17 protein-coding genes are annotated in these 20406 nt (G+C 45.0%); 3 read left to right on the top strand and 14 right to left on the bottom strand.

From position 1 onward, the window contains the following. Positions 1-104: 104 nt before the first annotated feature. The 5 genes from DMO16_RS09605 to DMO16_RS09625 form a co-directional block, all read right to left on the bottom strand. Positions 105-1085: an HAAS signaling domain-containing protein gene (locus DMO16_RS09605; protein ID WP_129477081.1), complete on the bottom strand. Its 981-nt coding sequence runs from the start codon at positions 1083-1085 to the stop codon at positions 105-107. Continuing rightward, a complete protein-coding gene (locus tag DMO16_RS09610) occupies positions 1072-1416 on the bottom strand; it encodes a PadR family transcriptional regulator (protein ID WP_240482193.1) in 345 nt (114 codons plus the stop codon). The genes DMO16_RS09605 and DMO16_RS09610 overlap by 14 nt, the downstream gene beginning before the upstream one ends. Before the next feature lie 206 nt (positions 1417-1622). Next, the gene (locus DMO16_RS09615) at positions 1623-2849 is read right to left on the bottom strand and encodes a cation:proton antiporter (RefSeq protein WP_061967982.1); all 1227 of its coding nucleotides are present in this window, start codon (positions 2847-2849) and stop codon (positions 1623-1625) included. 13 nt (positions 2850-2862) lie between these two features. Next, positions 2863-3348 (bottom strand): cation:proton antiporter regulatory subunit, encoded by a 486-nt coding sequence (locus DMO16_RS09620; RefSeq protein ID WP_061967979.1) that lies wholly within the window; start codon positions 3346-3348, stop codon positions 2863-2865. A gap of 44 nt (positions 3349-3392) precedes the next feature. Then, a complete protein-coding gene (locus DMO16_RS09625) occupies positions 3393-3944 on the bottom strand; it encodes a tyrosine-type recombinase/integrase (protein WP_061967977.1) in 552 nt (183 codons plus the stop codon). Positions 3945-4131: 187 nt separating this feature from the next. Here DMO16_RS09625 and DMO16_RS09630 point away from each other — a divergent pair, with 187 nt between their 5' ends. Next, entirely contained in the window at positions 4132-4623 is a 492-nt protein-coding gene (locus DMO16_RS09630; protein WP_129477083.1) for a hypothetical protein, read from the top strand. Between the two features lie 25 nt (positions 4624-4648). On the opposite strand, the gene abc-f is transcribed toward DMO16_RS09630, so the two are convergent. Continuing rightward, positions 4649-6376 carry a ribosomal protection-like ABC-F family protein gene (gene abc-f, locus DMO16_RS09635; protein ID WP_061967972.1) on the bottom strand — a complete coding sequence of 576 codons (1728 nt, stop codon included), beginning with the start codon at positions 6374-6376 and terminating at the stop codon, positions 4649-4651. A 455-nt stretch (positions 6377-6831) separates the two neighbouring features. After that, complete coding sequence (locus DMO16_RS09640) at positions 6832-7902, bottom strand: permease (RefSeq protein ID WP_061967967.1); 1071 nt, start codon at positions 7900-7902, stop codon at positions 6832-6834. Positions 7903-8070: 168 nt separating this feature from the next. Here DMO16_RS09640 and mnmH point away from each other — a divergent pair, with 168 nt between their 5' ends. Together mnmH and pepF are read left to right on the top strand one after the other, a co-directional pair. Next, positions 8071-9123, top strand: coding sequence for a tRNA 2-selenouridine(34) synthase MnmH (gene mnmH, locus DMO16_RS09645; RefSeq protein WP_129477085.1), 1053 nt, complete (start codon positions 8071-8073; stop codon positions 9121-9123). A 127-nt stretch (positions 9124-9250) separates the two neighbouring features. Next, positions 9251-11038, top strand: coding sequence for an oligoendopeptidase F (gene pepF, locus DMO16_RS09650; RefSeq protein WP_129477087.1), 1788 nt, complete (start codon positions 9251-9253; stop codon positions 11036-11038). Between the two features lie 217 nt (positions 11039-11255). On the opposite strand, the gene DMO16_RS09655 is transcribed toward pepF, so the two are convergent. The 7 genes from DMO16_RS09655 to DMO16_RS09685 all read right to left on the bottom strand — a co-directional run bounded on the left by DMO16_RS09655 (position 11256) and on the right by DMO16_RS09685 (position 20310). Continuing rightward, positions 11256-12530, bottom strand: coding sequence for a cytochrome P450 (locus DMO16_RS09655; RefSeq protein ID WP_129477090.1), 1275 nt, complete (start codon positions 12528-12530; stop codon positions 11256-11258). A gap of 78 nt (positions 12531-12608) precedes the next feature. Further along, complete coding sequence (locus DMO16_RS09660) at positions 12609-14267, bottom strand: alpha-keto acid decarboxylase family protein (RefSeq protein ID WP_129477092.1); 1659 nt, start codon at positions 14265-14267, stop codon at positions 12609-12611. Between the two features lie 119 nt (positions 14268-14386). Further along, positions 14387-16873 carry a transglycosylase domain-containing protein gene (locus DMO16_RS09665; RefSeq protein WP_164988888.1) on the bottom strand — a complete coding sequence of 829 codons (2487 nt, stop codon included), beginning with the start codon at positions 16871-16873 and terminating at the stop codon, positions 14387-14389. A gap of 225 nt (positions 16874-17098) precedes the next feature. Then, a complete protein-coding gene (locus DMO16_RS09670; protein ID WP_206738085.1) occupies positions 17099-17623 on the bottom strand; it encodes a hypothetical protein in 525 nt (174 codons plus the stop codon). A gap of 151 nt (positions 17624-17774) precedes the next feature. Beyond that, entirely contained in the window at positions 17775-18260 is a 486-nt protein-coding gene (locus DMO16_RS09675) for a DinB family protein (RefSeq protein ID WP_129477098.1), read from the bottom strand. After that, positions 18253-18717, bottom strand: coding sequence for a GNAT family N-acetyltransferase (locus DMO16_RS09680; protein ID WP_129477100.1), 465 nt, complete (start codon positions 18715-18717; stop codon positions 18253-18255). Before DMO16_RS09680 ends, DMO16_RS09675 begins: the two co-directional genes overlap by 8 nt. Positions 18718-18858: 141 nt before the next feature. Beyond that, entirely contained in the window at positions 18859-20310 is a 1452-nt protein-coding gene (locus tag DMO16_RS09685) for an MFS transporter (RefSeq protein WP_241840514.1), read from the bottom strand. Between the last annotated feature and the right edge of the window lie 96 nt (positions 20311-20406).

A 20406-nucleotide genomic window follows, 5' to 3' on the forward strand; every position in this document is an offset into this window, starting at 1 on the left:
AAATCACGAAACTAAAGCTTATCTCCACTGTGATTGCCTTTTATAATCACATGGTAAACCAAAAAAGTCAGAAAGCTCATGAAAGGCTCCTGACTTTTTTCATTTTAAATTCTTGCTTTCCTGAATCCACTGAATACATCGATGGCAGCAGATATACCGAAGATGATAATTACAGCACCGATCAGTTCCTTTTGTCCCGCAGAAACAATGGACAATAAATCCATGAACGCTGTGGCAAAAATTTGGTTATTGGTAAAGATGATGATTAATATGACAAAGGCGATGAACTGGGTGCTCAGATTGAAAAAGGCCAATCGCATCGTCCATTTTCCTATCCTGAATTTGGAGATCGCCAAAAGGAGTTCCAACAATATGGCAATGACCACCAGCGGCCAATATGAGTGAAGAACGTGTTCATTAAAGACTGGAGTGGTCAGTTCGAGCCCGTTGTCCCCGCTTCTATAAACACCAACCAAATTTGATGCGTAATAATAAAGGCTTCCCCAAATCGCCGTCCAGATCACACTTCCTGAGACCTCCCATCTGGTGATGGCTTTTTTCTTTGGGACATATGGGATATCCTTTAAATCTTCCGGCTTCCATTCTTTCCGCCATGTTGTCATCGAATACTGGGCAATACCTGTACCGGTACGTTCAAGGATCGCAAAGACCAGTGTAATCCAGAAAAACACTTGCATACCGGTGGAGATGGCATTCCATATCCCTTTTCCGATTACGGAAAGGATCACTTGCATGACCGATTCGTTGCCCGAATAGCCCATTACCTTCTCTGCCACCAATGCCATAACGGAAATGGTTATTGCTATGGGAAGAACCATTTTTAACAGCGAAATATAAATATCATAGATTTCCGGTCCGATGAGGTACTGTGGACGATCACGGTATCCGCTTGCCAGCACAGCAGGATTTCCGAGCTTTTTCAATACCTCTTTTACATCCTCCTCCGTAAAATCTTCAGGAAGCATATCTTCGATGGTTGACTGAAGTTCCAACCCAATATCTTTTCTGCTTTTTTCCGGAAGCCGGCGGGTCACTTCTTGAATGTAAAGCTCAATCAGATTCATCCTCTTCCTCTCCTTTTAACAATATCGAAAGTTCATCTGATGTTTTCTTCCACTCTTCTTTCAGCTGCTGAAGGATCTCCGTTCCATACTCGCTTAACACGTAATACTTGCGCGGTCTGCTTTCTGATGTGTCCCAGCTGCTAGTGACAAGCTCTTGCTTCTCCAGTCTGCGAAGCAATGGATATAATGTGCTCTGATCAATGCTGATTCCTGATGCTTCCAACGATTGTACGAGAGAATAGCCATACTGCGGTTTCCGGAGCTGACTAAGAACGGCCAGTGTAAGTGTTCCTCTTCTTAGTTCTGTTGTTAAAGATTGAAGTAATGTCACAGGACACCTCATTTCTTTGTTACTTAATGTTGTACGACTAACGATACTGTATATCGTACACTATATCATACTGTGTTTCATACACTATTGTGACTATTAAAACAACAGAATTTACCTATTTTTTCTACCCCCATTTCACAAAACAAAAAAGAAAGAGGAAAGCATGGAGGCTTTCCTCTTTCTTTTTCACTTCTCGCTCCCTTCCCTTAAGAAGAGGATGGTTCTGCTTTCTTTTTCTCTTGTTTGTTACTCCATTTAAAGATTTTATCGCAAAAGAGGTAGATTTTTTTCGATTCCTTTGTCATGAGCGGACCAAGAATTGCAAGGATCAGGACATACAGCGCGGAGAATGGTTTCAACATTGGCATGAGGCCTCCAGCGATACCCAGGTTGGCCATAATAATGGAAAATTCGCCTCGTGAAACGATGGTCAATCCAATGTTCGCTGACGCTTTATGCGAAAGACCGGCTCTCCTTCCGGCAATCATTCCTGCGATAAAGTTACCAAGGATGGTAATGAAAACTGCACCCAACGCGAGCCACACCGCTCCTCCAAGGGCGAACGGATCAATACTCAGTCCAAAACTGAAGAAAAAGATGGCTCCAAAGAAATCCCTAAATGGAACAACAAGGTGTTCGATGCGGTCGCTATGCTCGGTCTCTGAAAAGACCAGACCCAGGAGCAATGCACCAATGGCTTCTGCGACATGAATGGTTTCTGAAAAACCAGCAACAAAGAACAATACGGCAAACACAACAATGATAAAGATTTCATTAGAGGAAATGTTTAATAATTTATTGAGCAGCGGCGTCGCTTTTCTGGCGACGATGAAAAACAAGAGCATGTAACCAAGTGCAGTTAAAATGGAGATAACAGAGCCCCCGAGCGAGGTGGAGTCACCCAATACGAGCCCGGATACAACGGACAGATAGACGGCGAGGAAGATATCTTCGAACATGATAATTCCCAGGATCAATTCGGTTTCCTTGTTACCCGTCCGGCGGAGATCAACAAGAACCTTTGCAACAATCGCGCTCGAAGAAATCGTGATAATCCCTGCAACGATCAAAACTTCCAGCAGCGGGAAGCCCATAACCATTCCATACAATACACCCATTGTGAAATTAATCGCAATATAGATGGTTCCTCCGACCACAATGGATCTTCCGGACTTCACGAGCTTTTTCACTGAAAATTCAAGGCCCAGGTAGAATAACAGGAACAATACGCCGATCCTGCCAAGAAACGCAATGATCTCTTCACTTTCGATAAATTTCAGGCTAATCACACCAATGTGCGGCGCATGCGGTCCGACAAGCATTCCGATGATAATCAGAAACGGGATGATGGAAAACTTGAGCTTGCCTGCAATGATGGCCGCAAATGCTACCAATAACAGAGCCGTTCCGACTTCAAATACTAAATGATCCAATAGTTATCACCCCTTAAGTAGATAATCGATCACTGATCAGCTTTTTCAAATCATGCCTTTCTCCGGACAGAACCAGCATGTCCCCTGCCTCAATAAAGGTTTCCGGGCCAGGGTTGAACAGCTTTTTCATGTTCTTCTTTAACATCGCAATGACGGTAACATTATACTTGTTGCGAATATCGATTCCGCCGATCGTTGCACCGATAGCCGACGCTTGAGCTTCAACCTTATACCACTCAATGACCAGGCCTTCAAGCGCCATTTCCATGCTTTCGATTGCCTGTGGCTTGTAGACCATACCACCAATGATGGAAGCAATCTGCCGTGCCTCCGAATCATTAAAAGTCACACTTGAGATGCTTTCTTCATGATCGGAGTCAAAATGGTACAGCTCACGCCGCCCGTCATCATGAATAACAACCACAATTTTTTCTCCCGCTTTAGTAATAATCTCAAATTTCCGTCCAATACCCGGTAACTCGCCCTCTCGAATATCCAATTTCATTCCTCCTTGTAATGGTGTAACACAGTTAAGGCAATACACTACAGATTGACATCAATTGTGGTACGGATGTTTTCATCTTTTTGGATGCCAAGGTATTTACGCGTTTCCGAGGGAGTTGCATGGTGAAAATGCTTTTGCAGCAAGGATATCGCTACTCCCCGTCGGTACGCGTGGTAGCCGAAGGTCTTTCTCATCGAGTTGGTTCCGATCTTCCCCTTGACTCCCACAGCTTCAGCGGCCTGATGAATGACCCGGTATGCTTGCTGGCGGGTAATCGGAAGCTTTGTTTTTCTTGACGAGAAAAGGAAGCTGTCTCCCGAAAGGTCACTGGCTTCAATATAGTGGAGCAGCGCGTTCTTCACTTTTTGGTTGAGATAAATTTCTGCTTTGCTGCCTGGTAGCCGGAAGAAGTCGAGCATCTTGCCTTCCTCCATTACCTCTTTTACCTTGATTTCCAGCATCTCGGTAATCTTAAGGCCGGTATTGATGCCAAAGACGAACAGAACATAATCCCTCTCCGAATGCTTCTTCAAATACCTTTTCATCATGTTGATCTGTTTAACATCCCGTAACGCTTCTACATATTCCATTAGTCATCACCTTATTTTATGTTACTTAACATCATTTTAACATATGATTATGTAACATTAAATAACTTGCATTATCTGTCACATTTTCATAACATTTTCTTTTTTTCATTGGTATTCTCTGTCATAAGCACGATTTTAGACAATAGAATAATTAGAAACTTATTTCCACTGAAAAGGGAGAGTTTGTATGAAGAGATGGTTGAAAATAATCGTACTGCTTGCTCTGTTAAGCACCCTTTTAACTTCTTGTGAAGTTCCCAAGCTGATTAAACCCTTTTCAATGCCAACATTTGAGGTTCGCCCTTTATCCGAAAAGGAAGTTATAGAAGCAGGTCTTAAGTACAAAGCTAAAGATTACAGAAGGCTCATCTTGAAAATCAAAATTGTGAACCGAGATTTAATCAAAGACCTTGACATAAATCCTTTTATCATCCGGAGGAGCATCCCCAGAAAAAACTACGTGACCGGATCTTATTGGAAGAACGTAAACGATCAAGATATCTATGAGGCCAATGTACTGCTATATACAAAAAGCACCTCCAACAAGGAAATCAAACAGTGGTTCCACAACACGGAGTTTTACATCTCCTGGCAAACAAAGGATTCAGAATATCACGATGAAGTGATTACTGTATCGGATCATTTGACCTTTTTAAAGAAGCCGTTGCCGTCCGATTAAAAAAAGCCCGGGCAGGCGCCCAGGCTTATTGAAGCTTTCTTTTTTCAGCCATCAATTCTTTAAATTCCTCATCCAATTGCACATATTCCTTTTGACCGGGCACTAGCACACTGAGTTCCCCCAATATGGCTGTGATCCGAGTCTCAATGACCATTTTCCTTTCCTCTTTTTCATCGTTTGTTTCCTTTTTAATACGAGGGCTTTGACGCTTCCCCTCAATATATTCCTTAAATCCTTCTTCCGTTTTGACAATGGTTTGGTCACGGAAAACCAACAGCTTCTCACATGTTTTTTCGAGGAAAAAGCGGTCATGTGACACAACCAGCAAAGTGCCGCTGAATGAAAGCAGTGCTTCCTCCAATTGCTCCCTGCTCGCCAGGTCCAGATGATTGGTGGGCTCATCAAGAATGAGCAGATCATGCTGCTGCAGGATCAGCAGCGCGAGCTTCACACGCATTCGTTCACCAAGGCTTAGCGTCTTGATGGGCTGTTTCAGCATATTTTCATGAAATCCCATATTGGCCAGAAGTGTTCTCGCTTTCGCTGCCTCTGACCGAATTTCAAAGAGATCCTGTATGAGGGAAAGCACTGTCTTTTCAGGTTTAAGATCCGTCACGTCTTGGGTCAGATACGCGATTTTCGCTGTGGGACTGATCCAAAGGTCGCCCGAATCTGAAGTTTCCTTTCCTGTCAGCATGTTAAGGAACGTTGTTTTTCCGCATCCGTTCGGCCCTGTTAAGCCAATCCGTTCCCCGCGTTGAATATAGAAAGAGCTGTTTTGGAACAGGAGCCTCTCTCCAAAGGATTTTGAGATGTCGGATGCCGCCGCCAAACGTTTCCCCCGCTTTTCGGGATCCTCCCACCCAAATTGGATCTTCGCTTCCTCTTTTGGACGCTCGACACCTTCAAGCTCCAAATTTTCCAGCCGTTTAATTCTGGATTTGATATGTTTATCCATGCTCTTCGCTTTGCTTCTGTAAAATTCCTTTGTCCCGCGCATATCCGCCATCTTTCCGGTTTTACCGGCTTCCTTGTGGGCTTTGGAGGACCAGTTGTTCAGACGGCTGATCTCTTCCTGAATTTTTTGCTCATATTTTTTCTGATTTTCGTAATCATGGAGCTGTGCCTGATACCGTCGTTCCTTTTCTTTGCGATATTCGGTATAATTCCCGATGAAATCATGAGACTGGCCATCCATTAATTCAACGATCCGCTCCACGGTTTGATCCAGGAAGTACCGGTCATGGGATATAATCAGCACGGCTCCCTGAAACGATTTCAGCTCCTTGATCAGCCATTCCACTCCTTGAAAATCAAGATGGTTGGTCGGCTCATCAAGAATCAAAATATCCGGATTATCGGACCAAATATGAGCGATGGCCATCTTGGTCTTCTCTCCGCCACTTAAACCCTCATACCTTTCTTCATTCCATTCATTCACTTTTTGGAGTCCGAGGCGGCTTGTGTTCTGAAGAAAATCCTTCTGTTCATTGGCCATGTCTGTCAGCGTATTTGCTGTATAAGAGGTGGATTGCTTAAGATAGCCGACCTTCAGCGAATTTTTAAACCTTGTTACCGTGCCCCCATCCTGCTGCATGGATCCGAAAATAATATTCGCGAGCGTGGTCTTTCCCGCACCATTTGCCCCGACGAGCCCTATTTTTTCGTGTTGGCCAATCTCCATCGTTACATTGCTGAGCACTTTCTGCTCACCGAATTCCTTTTGTACTTCATAACATTTAATGAGTTCCATACGATCACCGCTTTGTATCATCATTTACAGGCTTAAGTGGACATATGAAATTTGAATACACAAAAGACCGCAGAAGCTTCTGCGGTCTCAGCCAAGCGAAAAAAGATACAAGAAATACAACGGACTACCTCCCGCTTCGTAACACAAACGGACAAACCGAATCCCGAGTATATCCATAGACAGACGTATCCCATCCCGCTCCGCAGCCGCAGAGCTCTTTTGCCATGCAATCAAATTTCATGATCGACAAAGGGATTAGTTCCACATCGTGTCTAATTGGATACCTCCTTCTTTTTGTTGCTGTTAGTATATCACAGTTTCCAGAAAAAAGTGAATGGGCTTTTCGGATATTAAAAAACCACCACTTATTCAGCGATGGCCTTTTATCGTTAGAATTCTAAAGGTTGGAACGGAAATCAACTACTTGCAAGAGCAAAAGAGGTGACAAAAAAACCTTAAAGGAAAAGCATACCTGCAATGCCGCTCAGTACTCCCAAAACCACTACTGAAGCTGTAACAAACCCAAGCACACGCTTTGGATAGGAGCGAGCTACGATCAACAATGAAGGCAGGCTGAGCGCAGGAAGCGTAATGAGCAAGGCCGCGGCCGGTCCTTCTCCCAACCCGACAAGCATGAATGTCTGAATGATTGGAATTTCAGCAGCCGTCGGAATCACAAACAGCATTCCGGCGAGCGCAAAACCGATGATCGCAAACAAGCTGTTTGACGCCGTTTCACTTAGCTGCGGAAACAGCCAAATTCGGGCAGCACCAAGCAATAGGACGGAAAGAATATACGCTGGACCGATATGAAGCAGCATGGCTCCAAGGCTCTTCATCCATCTTGTGAAAAATGGTCCCTGCTCCTCTTCAAAGGTCTCACTTTCCGGTACATCTTCCAAATTCACGGGTTCAGCGTCTTTAGCAAATCGGTTGGCAAGATAACTGACACCAAATACAAGGATGAGTCCGAAGACCAGACGAAGCACCGTAAATTTCCATGACAGCACAAAAGTCATAAAAATTAAGGTTGCTGGGTTGATGGTCGGGTTGCCCAGCCAGAACGCTATGCTTGCGCCGATGGAGACTTTCTTTTTGCGCATGCCGACTGCCATCGGGGCAGCACAGCACGTGCACATCATGCCCGGAATAGATGCCAGTCCTCCAGCAACCGTACTACCAAACGTTGTTTTTCCCAGTACTTTAAGCAGCCACCTTGAAGGCAGAAGCACTTGTATCAAAGAACCTAAAAGAATTCCGAGTGCGGCGGCTTTCCATACTGACAGAAAATAAACCTTCGCATAATCCCAGGCAGATGCCCATGGCGAACTTGAAGCTGACTGATCGCCCAATATGGATGGCCCAATGGTATGTGTAGCAGATGAACTAATGGCTTTTTGAAGGTACGGCCACCACTTCACATAGAGAAGACCCGCTGCGGCCACTATCAAAAAAATAACAAGAGCCCAGATGGCTTCCTTGTTTCTGGAACGCCCTTGTTGAACAGAATGATTTATTTGAGACATTTTATCCCCACCTTAACTATTTACAGTCTTTATTCAACACCCCTCATTATATCACAAGCAATTAGTTTTTTGACAGATAAAGGATTGTCATGCGGGCGAACATGCATTTTATGTAAAAATATTTTATAATATTAAATAGACGTTTTAAAAAGAAAGGCGGAAAAGCCAGTGTTTCAAGATATTGCAATCGAAGAATTAATGGCTGCTTACAATAATAATGAGATTACTCTCATCGATGTGCGGTCTCCATCGGAATATAAAGATTCCACCATACCGGGAAGTTTGAACATTCCCCTTTTTAATGACGAAGAACGGGCAGAAGTGGGAACCATCTATAAACAGAAGAGCTCGGAAGCGGCTAAAGAACGAGGGCTTGAAATCTTTTCGGCCAAGCTTCCTCATTTCATTAAAACCTTTGCCGCGATCGACGGTCCAAAAGCCGTGTTTTGCTGGCGCGGGGGCATGAGAAGCCGGACGGCAGCAACTGTACTCGATCTTATGGGGATTCATGCGCAACGCCTGCAAGGGGGCTTTCGTACTTATCGGCAATGGATTGTCAAACAGCTTGATGCTATCGATTTTACACCCGAAGCTTATGTCCTGCACGGAAATACTGGAACAGGAAAAACTTTGATTCTCCAGGAATTGGCGAAACAAGAGTATCCGGTTTTGGACCTGGAAGGCCTTGCCGGCCACAGAGGTTCGATTTTTGGTGAGATCGGCCTTGAGCCCAACAACCAAAAAATGTTCGAATCCCTTCTCTTTCATGAGTTGGACAAGCTTAAATCTTCACCTTATATCCTGATGGAAGCCGAAAGCAAACGAGTGGGCAAGGTGGTTCTGCCCGGGTTTGTGTCTCAGAAGAAACAAAAGGGCTTGCATATTTTTATCGACATGCCGATCAGCGAACGCGTGAACCATATTTTGGAGGATTACCTTCCATGGGAGCATCACGAGGAATGCCTGGAAGCTTTCATGCGTATTAAACGGAGAATTCATACTCCGATTGCTGCCCAAATTGAAGAAGATTTGAAGAGCGGAAACTATCATGCTGCGGTCCGACTGCTATTGGAGCATTATTACGATCCACGATACGAATTTCATGAAAATAATTATGATGAGAATAAACGGATCAACCTGCGTGTCCAAAACAGCAGCGAGGCCATTGTAAAAATTAAAGAGATTATTGAAAAGCGTCAGCCGGCTCATACGGTACTGTAATTTTTACGGTTCCGGCCGGCTTTTCTTACATTTCCCCACACTCATTCAGCATATTGATACTCATTTTGCCCTGCCTATAATACACTTAAAGGAATAAGGATAACTTACAGGAGAAGGAGCTATGTTTATGACAACCTACCTATCAAGAAAAGAGGTACCCGTTCAAGAAAAGTGGAACCTGAACGATATTTACCCTTCCCTTCCTGAATGGGAGAAGGATTTCGAAACGGTAAAAGAACAAGCCCAAGAATTAAAGAATTATGATGGAAACATTAATTCTGCAAAATCCCTGCTGGAGTTTCTTACAAAGCAGGAAAGCCTTTCTCTCATGTTTAACAAGGTTTATGTCTATGCCATGCTGAGCGTGGATGTCGATACCCGTGATTCCCAAGCTCAGTCTCTGCTCGACCGGGCCAAGCATGCCGGGGTAAAAATCAGTTCGGCTACCTCCTTCTTCATGCCTTTCCTTTTAAGCCTCGACGAGGAACAACTAAAAGCGTACATCGCAGAAGAAGAAGGACTGCGCTATTTTGAAGAAGATCTATTTGATTCGTTCCGCTACAAATCCCATATCCTGAGCAAAGAGCAGGAACAGGTTGTCTCCCGCCTCGGAGAAGCTCTCTCTTCCCCAAGCGGTACATTTAACATGATTAACAATGCCGACATCCAATTTGGCGAGGTCACAAAGCCAGATGGAGAAAAAGTAGAACTGACACGGGGCATGTATTCCAAATTAATTGAAGATGAGGACCGCAATGTACGGAAAGAAGCGTACAAAGCTTACTACAAGCCTTACTTATCTCTTAAAAATACCATTGCTTCGACGCTTTCGGCGGCCATCAAAAACAATGTAGCCGTTGCAGAAATCCGAAACTACCCGTCCGCTCTTGAAAAAGGACTGTTCGGTGATAATGTCCGAAAGGAAGTGTACGAAAACCTGATTCGCACGACCAAAGAAAACATCGGTTCCATGCACCAATACAGTGCGCTTCGAAAAGAAAAGCTTGGACTCGATGAACTGCGCCAATATGACTTGAGCACGCCGCTAGTTGCTGGCGTCAAGCTGGATATCTCTTATGAAGAAGCCTATCAAACGATGCTGAAAGCGCTCGCCCCGCTAGGCAGTGATTATGTGATCAAGCTCAAGGAATTTAAAGACGCACGGTATATTGATGTCCGGGAAACGCCCGGAAAGCGGTCTGGTGCCTACAACCTCGGATTGTACGGTGTGCATCCGTTTGTCCTGCTCAACCATCAGGACGATTTGGACAGCTTGTTTACCCTTGCTCACGAGATGGGCCACGCCATGCACAGCTATTATTCCAACAAGCATCAGCCGAAGATCACGGCAGGCTACAGCATTTTTGTGGCGGAGGTGGCTTCCACGGTCAATGAAGTGCTGCTGATCAATTACCTGCTCAATAAAGAAGAAAATCCTCAAATCCGTAAGCATCTTTTGAACCATTTTATCGACCAATTCAAGGGCACGCTCTTTACGCAGGTCATGTTTGCAGAGTTTGAAATGAAAACCCATGAGCTTGCCGAACAGGGGCAGCCGCTGAATGCTGAGGTTTTCAGCCAGGTCTATGAACAGCTGTTCAGGGAATACAACGGAGAAACCGTAATGTTCGATGAGGAAGTAAAATATGGCTGGTCACGAATTCCTCACTTTTACCGTCCGTTTTATGTATACAAATACGCAACCGGGTTTGCCTCTGCCATTCATCTCGCAACAAAGATCCTTGAAGGAGATTTAAAAACCCTTGAAGCGTACCTGGAGTTTCTGAAAAGCGGGAGCTCCGACTATCCGCTTGAGCTCTTGAAAAAGACGGGAGTCGACCTTTCGACACCGGAGCCTATCGTGAATGCGCTGAACCGCTTTGGAGATCTGGTTGAGGAATTTTCACGAGTATAAGCAGTTAACATAATAAGGAGTTGGACAGAGGGATTCTGTGTTTGGCCAGTAAATTTCGAATTTCGGCCAGTAAGTTCTTCGTTTGGGAAAGTAAATCTTCCAAACCGGCTTGTAAATGGCTCCCTGTCCTGATTTCATCCAGGCTCGATGCTCTCAATTCTATAAAACACACAAAAACAGCCCTGAAATGGGCTGTTTTCTGCTTTACTTCTCTTTTTTATACCGTTGTTTGGCTTTTTATGCTGACTCCCTGAATGATGAACCCGCTCTCCGGATAAGTGGGCATTCGAGAAAGACTGTAGCTTAAATCCTGGCCCACTGGTACATTGTAGATCATCTCGTTAGTTAAAAACGAAAAGCTTGTTTTCATAACCTGAATGGTTGCCATTTCACCCGGACAGCGGTGTCCAGTGTACTCATCTCCCCCGCCTTGGGGAATCAGGTCAAACATTCCCCCGTTCCAGTTCCTGAATCGTTCAGGGTTGAACACATAAGGTTCTTCCCAAAGCCGGTTATCATGGTTAGTCCCGTATACATCGAGGAGAACAAGCTGCCCTTTTTCAAATGTATGGCCCTTCCATTCAAATCCATTCTTCACTTTCGCACCAAGGAAAGGAGCAAACGGATAGAAGCGTCTCACTTCCTGAGCAAACATCTGAACGCTCTCTTCATCACCGCTCTGCAGCTTTTCCTTCCACACATTATGCTCAAACAGCGCAAGGGCACCGAACGTTACTAAGTACGTAATCGCTACAATCGGACGCAGGACATTCAATAGCTCGACTGCAGCGGTATGTTCGTCCAGATGCTTCTCCTTATGATCGCGATGCCATGCTATTTTGTGAAGCGCCGTGCCTTCAATCGGCTCTATTCTTCTATGACGTATTTCAATAATCAGCCCTTTAAAATAATCTTCCATCTTCTTTCTCGCCTTGCGCCCTTTCTGATGCCTTGGCCCGACAGCGCCAAATGCATCGACCATCGCAATAAAATCTCTGGCCAACGGCTTAACCTCAATGGCATCAATCGGAACACCTGCCCACCTGCAGGCCACCCGGCACAGTATTTGCTGTACCTCGTCAAAAAGGACGACTTGTTCCATCTTCGCCCACTCGGCCGCTGCGAGCCTCCATTCTTCTCTCGTCAGTTCGGCAAGCAGCTCCAGCCTTTCTTCCGTCATCAAGGACATAAATAAAAGCTTGCGATGTTCATGCGCTTCTCCGTCCAGCGTATGGATGGCGTTTTCTCCAAAAAGAGATTTTTGAATCCGCTTCGGCACGGCCCCTTTCCTTTCGAACTTTTCGTTGTCATAGAAAAGCTCGGCCCCCTCTTGTCCGCCAATGCAGACGACCTTCTGCCCCAGAAGGCGGGTTTCAAAAAGGTCCGACTTGAATTTCGTCCGGCGGCTCGTAATATATTGATATCCTTCCTGTATGAGAGCCAAACTGTGGTCCAATCCTTCTTCCTTTGGTATGTTTAATTGTTTGCTCATGTTCTTCCACATCCTTTCCATCGGAATTCTCTTTAAATGATACCCTCGTTTTTAAGTTTGCAATCAAGGGTTACAGCGTTACTGTTCCATTGCCTCCCGCATCTTTTGCAGATAGGCCGGTGCATCCATCGGGTCGTCCACAATGAGCTCGATCAGGCAGAATTGTTCACCGTTTAATTTTTCCACTTGTGAAATGGCTTCATCCAGCTGAGCGTTTGTTTTTACCTGTGCGGTAAACACGTCTCTGCCAAATACCTCCGGCAGTTTCGTATAGTTCCACATCGGAATTTCATTGTAGGTTTGTTTTTCCACTTTCACTTGGACATTCAGGTATTTTTCAATCGTATAGCCGTCATTGTTTAAAACAAAAATGATGGGTTTGCAGTCATTCTCAAGCATCGAGCTGATTTCCTGGACGGTCAGCTGAAGTGAACCATCCCCTGTAAAGAGCAGGACTCGCCGGTCCCTGGCGGCGATGCATGACCCAAAAGCAGCCGGTGTCGCGTAACCTATGCTTTGCCAGCCCCCCTGAGCAATATAGGTTGCACCTTTTGGTAGCCTCACCTGTGACATCCCATAAGAAAAGGTGCCTGTTTCCGTTACGATGACATCATTCTCCTTCAGCATGTGCTGAATCCTTGGATAATAGGAGGCCGCCCTGATTGGTTCCTCTGCTCCTCCTGTAACAGTGTCATACGGAAACGAAGTCTCAGGCAGCTTACCTTCCTGCTTGAATCCTATACCGCCTAATTCCCGGATAAAATCGGCAGCCTGGATCTTCATATAGCTTGCTTCTCCCACTTTTACGGAGTCCGGCTGTATTTCCACCACTTTGAGCGGATCAAGCTTGATGGTATTTTTGGATGTGTTCACATCTGACCATAATGCTCCGACCGCGATGACCGTATCAGCACCTTCTACAATGTTTGTGACTTCCTGATCTCCAAACGCCCCGCCGTATACTCCTATGTACTGTGGATGGCTCTCATCAAAGGCGCTTTTCCCCTGCATGGAAGAGGTGACGGGAACGTTCCATTGCTCAGCCAGCTGCTGTACCAGATCCTGCAGGCCGTATCTGATCGTTTTCATGTCCGCCAGAATGACGGCATTTTTTGCGCCAGCCAGCAACGTATTGGTGTGGGCGATCGCCGCTTTTAAAGCAGAGTCCTTTGTGCCCTCCTCAATGGTCTGTTTTTCGGAAGGGATGATGGGCTGTGTGACCAGATCAATGGCAACACTTAGATACACTGGTTTTTTCTTTTTCTTCGCTACCTCAATGGCAGCCGGTATTTCCCGTGCGGCGTTTTCCGGTGTCATAACCGCTGTATAAGCAGTGAGGTTGTCATACACTTTCCTGAACACATCAAAGTCACTGTCCATCAGCGTATGGTGGGCAAGTGCCTTTTCCTCCTGCATGGCTGACTTGGGAGAACCAACAATGTGGATTACCGGGACGCTTTCACTGTATGAACCCGCAATCGCATTGCATGCGCTCAACTCTCCCACTCCAAACGTCGTTATGAGAGCTGAGATTCCGTTCACCCGGGCATAGGCATCTGCCGCATAGCCAGCGTTCAATTCATTTCTGTTGTTTACAAATTGAATCCCTTCATAATCTTTCAGCGTATCAAGCAGGGAAAAGTTGTAATCTCCCGGTACACCGAAAATATCTTGAATTCCTTCTTTCTTTAAGCAATCCAGTAAATACAATCCTAATGTCTTGCTTTCTGCCAACATGCTCACTCCTTTAATCGTTCATCTCTACTCTATGTATATACCCAAACCTTTTTATGCTAATCCCACACTCTGCCTATAAAAAAAGCAGATTTCCGTAATTGGAAATCTGCTTCTATCGTTTAATTGCTCGTATCTGATTGGGCTTTACTGCGGTTGCTGCTTACGCTGTTTGACTGAATCGTATCTTTTTTCGGAGGTGTGGTCGGCTCGGTTGGTTTCTCTGGCTTGGCTGGTTTGTCTGGTTTATTATCGTCCTTTGGCGGTGTGACTGGTGTGTCAGGTTTATCCTGCTGGCCACCGTCCTGCCCGTTGTCTCCTCCCTGATCCGTTCCATGGTCCTGATTGGTTCCGTCATCCTGGTTATTGCCGCCATCCTGATTGGATCCTCCTTGCCCGTTGTCTCCATTTCCTCCCTGATCGCTGCCGCCCTGATCATCCTTTGGCGGTGTGGCCGGGGTATCAGGAGTCGTGGTGGTTGTTCCATCATCCTTTGGCTTCTCTTGATCCGTTTTCTTTTCTTCTTCTTTTTTATCTTTTTCTTTAGCGACGTCTTCTTCCTTTTTCGCCTCTTCGGTTTGATCCGATTTCGATGTATCTTCATCACTCTTTGCGTATTTCGGCTGAGCTAAAGCCGGTACAGAGGTACCTTGAACATACAGCTCAGAGCCGCGGGCTACCACTGAACCCGGTTTTTCAAAATCAGCTGTCATTTTCCCTTGGGAAGCATGGGACATAAGCTGCTTGAAAATCAACTTGGCGATTACCTGATCGTCTTTTCGTACATACATGTTTGATCCGGTCTTGTCATACCCGGTCCATACCGCTGCTGTATAGCGGGTCGTATAGCCGACAAACCAGGAGTCACTCGAACCATTGCCATACACACCTTGCGGCAGGTTGGTCGTTCCTGTTTTTCCGGCAACATCCAGTCCAGGAATCTGGGCCATCCGGCCGGTTCCTCTGCTCACTACGCTCTTCAGCATGTCGGTTACCATATATGCGGTGTAATCGCTCATCGCTTTTTTCGGTTTATGTTTAATCTCGCGGACTTTACCATTAGGATATTCAATCTTTCGAAGGGTTGTCGGCTGATTATAAACCCCTTGGTTTCCAAAGGCGGAAAATGCACCTGCCATCTTCAATGGCGACACACCGGTTTCAAATCCGCCGATCGCATACGACGGGTAAATCTTATCCAATCCAAGCCCCAAATTATTGGCAAACTTCTTCGCGTTATCTTCACCAACCGCCTGGAAGGCTTTAATGGCTGGGATATTGTAGGATTGCACAAGCGCTTCTCTCATCGTAAGGGTACCATGGTAGGATTTATCCCAGTTCTGCACTTGCTTACCGTTGATTTCAAGCGGTTCATCCTTGATTGGTGTGTTCGTGGACCACTTCAGGTATTCAATCGCAGGACCGTAATCTAACACCGGCTTAATGGTTGAGCCAGGCTGTCTCTGTGTGTCTGTGGCATAGTTGAATCCTCTCGACACTTGTTCTTTTTCACTCAGACGGTTTCCGCCGATCGCACGGATCTCTCCGGTTTTTGTATCAAGAAGTACGACACCGGCTTGAAATTGTTTGTCCGGGTACACAACATAATCGTCGGTGCTCAGGATTTTTTCAGCTTGTGACTGGGCATCCGGGTCCAGTGTGGTGTAGATTTTCAGACCGCCCTCAAACAAATCTTTTTCAGAGATGCCTTCCTTTTCAGCGTCATCAATTACCTGTTGAAGGAAAGCTTCATATCTTGGACCCGTCTCTTCTTTTTGTTTAACAACCATCTTTTCTATTGGCACAGACTGTGCTTTCTCTTTTTCCTGCTCTGAAATGTATCCATTCTTCTCCATAAGTGACAGAACGACATTTCTACGATCTTTCGCCAGATCCGGACGTTTAACAGGATCATAGCCGTTCGGGCGCTGCGGCAATCCCGCAAGCAGCGCAATCTCGCTGGTTGTCAGTTGATCGAGTGACTTATCAAAGTACACTTTAGCAGCTGTTTTAACACCGTATGCTCCATGGCCAAAATAAATCTTGTTTAAATAGAATTCGAGAATCTGATCTTTGGAGTATTCCCGCTCAAGCTTTAAGGCGAGATAGGCCTCCTGAATCTTTCGTGTTACCGTTTTTTCCGGTGAAAGGAAGGAGTTCTTGATGACCTGCTGGGTAATGGTACTTGCTCCCTCTGATCCAAAGCCGTGTGTAATGTTTGACATAATCGCACCCGCTACACGTTTGGGATCAATCCCTGAGTGCTTATAAAAGCGGACATCCTCTGTCGCGATAAAGGCATTTCTCACGCGGGGTGGAATGTCCTTGATTGATGCATAATCCCGTTTTTCCTTGCCGTTGATCGATATGACCTTTTTACTGTTCATATCATACACGGTAGAAGAGCTTGCATACTTTAAGTTTTGTGCATTCAATTCCGGGGCATTTTTGATCATTGAGAAGACTGTGATGCCGCCGCCAACGACTATGACAAGAAAGAGAACAAGAAAAGTTACTGCAGTGTATGTTAGGAATTTTCGAAAACGCTTGGGTGGCTTTTTGTTCTGTTTTCTTCTTTCCATTCTTGAAGCTGAATTATTCTTTTCCATCATAACTCTCCTTAAATTGTTCCATGTTATTCCCTATGCTGAAATAGTTAATATTATCCTGAACACCAATTTTATACTATTTTCATAGAAAATCATACGAATATCACCCGGAAATGTTACAACTTTATTACAAACAGGTAAGAAGCACTAGATTTATCCAACTGCTTACATAATATGCGTTTAAAAAAAGAACAAGAACGGATGAGGTCATGTTCCGTTTGTGCTTTAATGATATTCCGGCTGGTCCGCAGTGGCCCGCAGCGGGTGTACAGGATAATAAAATGATAGATTGCGATAGTTCCAGGCATAACGGCTTTTCTTAAAAAAAGAATTCAGCGGGATCGTTTTCATTTTCTCGCCTTCTATCCAAATATCCTTATCCCTCGGCTTCTCATTGTCAAAACCAAATGCCAGCCTATTTTTATCGTAAACCATCGAATCTTTAGTGGTGCTTTCATACAGGTTATTCACTTGAGCCAGGTCAGCATGATATCTGCTGAAATGTTTTGTTATTTTAAAAACATAAATTTGGTGAGGAGTATCTGTGATGGCGAGCGAATAAGGACTGTTTTCACCAGGTACAGATTGATAGTTTCTTGTATTGAGTTCTTCTGCTTCCTTATTAATCGCCGATTTCAGCGCCTCACTTTTTGACTGATACCTGAAATGGACAACAGCTAAGTAAAGGGAAGGAACGGCCAAAACAATAAGCAATATTATGAGCCATTTATAGTTCACACCAACTTCCAAATCCAACCATCATTAAACTTCCCTGTCCAAACAAATTCAAGAGAAATCCCATGTTTTTTCATCCTCCTGTTCCATTCCTCATTTTACCACAAATTTCCCTATAAATTGTAAAAAAAGAAGCCTTTCTGTAAGAAAGACTTCTTCAGGCTATTTATCGTTTGGAAGGCCATGAACCCTGGAGTTTTCGCAGCTGAATGATCTGTCCGGTATGAAACGAATCATGCCTTACAAGGCTCGAAATATAATTCCCCATTGGATCACCATCAGCAAGAAGGGTATCAAAATCTTCGTCATTTTTGGTTCCTACGATATTGAGCAATTCCTGCTGAACTTCTTCTATCTGTGAAACAGTCTGCCGCCAGGCCTCCTCATCATGAGGATAGTCTACTTTAAACGTTTCGTTGTTGGTTTGTGAGCAATTTGACATCTCCACACCTTTTAAATAATGCAGGAGCTGTCGCTTGTAATACAGCAAATGATTGGCTGTCTCCCAGATCGTGTTCACACCGTCCCCTTCTGGCCGCCAGCTTGCCTGTTGGGCTGACAAACCTTCGAGCGCGGGCTTTAACGGGGCATACCAATCTCTTTGATCATACGCGTGCCTCATCTCACGCACTAACAGTTCAAATTTATTCATTGTTCTCCTCCTTCTTCAGCTCCCAATACACCATATCTCCCTCTTGTCCGGTACGTTTCATTTCAAGCTTCTCCAATACGCGTATCGATGGACCATTGTCACTGAGGCATTCAGCAATAATCCTTTCGACACCGTCGGAGGTGAATGCCCATTGGATTAGTCTTTCAACTGCTTCCGTGGCATATCCCTGATTGCGGGCAGATGGATCAAACCCGTACCCGACTTCCACCTTTTTTTCTGCATCCGGCTTTCCTTTGAATCCGATATCTCCCACAATTCGGCCGGTTTCTTTTTCCGTTATCAGCCACACGCCCCAGCCGTATTCCTCGGGATCCTGATCCAGCTTTTTCAAGTGTGTGGTGATATGCCCGCCCAGGGGATATTCATTCTCTGACAATGAGGCCACATACGGACGTGTACACGGCATGATCGTTAATCGCTTTGTTTCCAGCTTCATGGATTTCGTTCCCTTTCTCTTTAAGTTGTTCTACGCCATTTATTCTGCTCGTCAGGCTTAAATCCTTTTCTGTTTTTAAGTGAAGGTTCAAAACTATCTCATAAAAAAGACTGCCTGAACAGTCTCGGCAGCCTTTACTGATTATTGATTAATACTTTTCACATGTCTTGGAGTATTATCCGTTACTTCTTCCTCCCACCACAGGGCTTCTTCCGGATTTTTCAACACTTCTTCTACTTCCGCCGGTTCCTCCACTACCGGCAGTGAACCGCGGAGTGAGCGGCCAGCTGTCTCCTTGACGAAAAAGGCAACGACAATAATTCCGATGATACAGACTGCCATTAAATAATAGGCGGGTACCATATTATTATTTGTTTCTTTAACAAGCCAGGCGACAATCAGCGGTGTGGTTCCTCCAAATATGGAAGTGGACACATTGTAGGTTAATGCAAGCGAGCCATACCGTACATTTGTGAAAAATAAAGATGGCAGGGTCGCGGGAAGTGTTCCTTGAAAGGCGGTCAGCAGGCAGCCCAGGATCAGTACTCCCCAAAAGGCGTTGATCCCATTGCTGTTTCCTGCCAGCATAAATGCCGGGATGCTTAAAATGATCGTTAAAATCAGAGCTGAAATCAGGATCTTATTCCGCCCTATCCGGTCACCCAAATAACCCATTCCAATAACAAACGGAATCATGATGACCATCACGATAAGAATAAGCAGCAATCCTTTTGTCTCCCCATACCCGAGCTGTTCCGAAAGATAAGACGGCATATAGGTTAATACCATATAAACGATTGTATTATAAAACAATACAACCCCCACACAGATCAATAGAGATTTCCAGTGATTAACGAATATTTCTTTGAGGGAAGACTTGCTTTTACTTTCCTCTTTTTCTTCCTCCATGGCTTTAAATGCTGGCGTTTCTTCAAGATGGGAACGGAAATAGAGGCCGATCAGCCCCAGTGGCGCAGCAACAAAGAACGGTATCCTCCAGCCCCATTCAAGCATGGTGTCTGACCCGAGAATGAACGTTAGCAACGTCACCAGGCCTGAGCCCGCGATATAACCAACCAGTGTTCCGACTTCGAGGACACTCGACATCACACTTCGCCTTTTATCAGGAGTGGATTCAGCAATGAACGTCATGGCACCCGCATATTCTCCTCCTGTGGAAAATCCTTGAACGAGCCGGGCAACGAGTAAGAGAATGGGTGCCGCTATACCAATGGACGAATAACCAGGAATCAGCCCGATAGCTAAAGTGGCAATAGCCATCATGATCAATGTAATGGCCAGCACCTTTTTTCTGCCGAGCCGGTCACCCAGCATTCCAAATACAATTCCGCCGATCGGCCTGGCAATAAATGCGACCGCGAAGGTCGCAAATGCATAAATGACCTGGGCGGAAGGTTCAACTTCCGGGAAAAACACTTTGCCGATGGTCACTGCTAAATAAGAATAAATACCAAAATCAAACCATTCCATCGCGTTGCCAAGGGAAGTTCCCAAAATCGACTGCTTCGCAATTTTCTTATCTACTACTGTTATATCCCCTTTTTGTAATTTCCTTTTAACTCCTTTACCCACAGCGTGCCTCCTTCAATTTCTTAAAAATTTAGTTACTTTACTAAACCAATTCCCCAAACTAAATTTTATTAATCATTAAGCAAGCTTGACGCTCCA

The sequence above is a fragment of the Fictibacillus sp. S7 genome, from assembly GCF_004127935.1.
GTDB lineage: Bacteria > Bacillota > Bacilli > Bacillales > Fictibacillaceae > Fictibacillus_C > Fictibacillus_C enclensis.

What these genes read in the sequence shown, in the direction of transcription:
- DMO16_RS09605 (WP_129477081.1), bottom strand. Translation starts at nt 1,085, where the DNA reads ATGAATCTGATTGAGCTTTACATTCAAGAAGTGACCCGCCGGCTTCCG.
- DMO16_RS09625 (WP_061967977.1), bottom strand. Translation starts at nt 3,944, where the DNA reads ATGGAATATGTAGAAGCGTTACGGGATGTTAAACAGATCAACATGATG.
- DMO16_RS09630 (WP_129477083.1), top strand. Translation starts at nt 4,132, where the DNA reads ATGAAGAGATGGTTGAAAATAATCGTACTGCTTGCTCTGTTAAGCACC.
- abc-f (WP_061967972.1), bottom strand. Translation starts at nt 6,376, where the DNA reads ATGGAACTCATTAAATGTTATGAAGTACAAAAGGAATTCGGTGAGCAG.
- DMO16_RS09640 (WP_061967967.1), bottom strand. Translation starts at nt 7,902, where the DNA reads ATGTCTCAAATAAATCATTCTGTTCAACAAGGGCGTTCCAGAAACAAG.
- pepF (WP_129477087.1), top strand. Translation starts at nt 9,251, where the DNA reads ATGACAACCTACCTATCAAGAAAAGAGGTACCCGTTCAAGAAAAGTGG.
- DMO16_RS09655 (WP_129477090.1), bottom strand. Translation starts at nt 12,530, where the DNA reads ATGAGCAAACAATTAAACATACCAAAGGAAGAAGGATTGGACCACAGT.
- DMO16_RS09660 (WP_129477092.1), bottom strand. Translation starts at nt 14,267, where the DNA reads ATGTTGGCAGAAAGCAAGACATTAGGATTGTATTTACTGGATTGCTTA.
- DMO16_RS09665 (WP_164988888.1), bottom strand. Translation starts at nt 16,873, where the DNA reads ATGGAAAAGAATAATTCAGCTTCAAGAATGGAAAGAAGAAAACAGAAC.
- DMO16_RS09675 (WP_129477098.1), bottom strand. Translation starts at nt 18,260, where the DNA reads ATGAATAAATTTGAACTGTTAGTGCGTGAGATGAGGCACGCGTATGAT.
- DMO16_RS09680 (WP_129477100.1), bottom strand. Translation starts at nt 18,717, where the DNA reads ATGAAGCTGGAAACAAAGCGATTAACGATCATGCCGTGTACACGTCCG.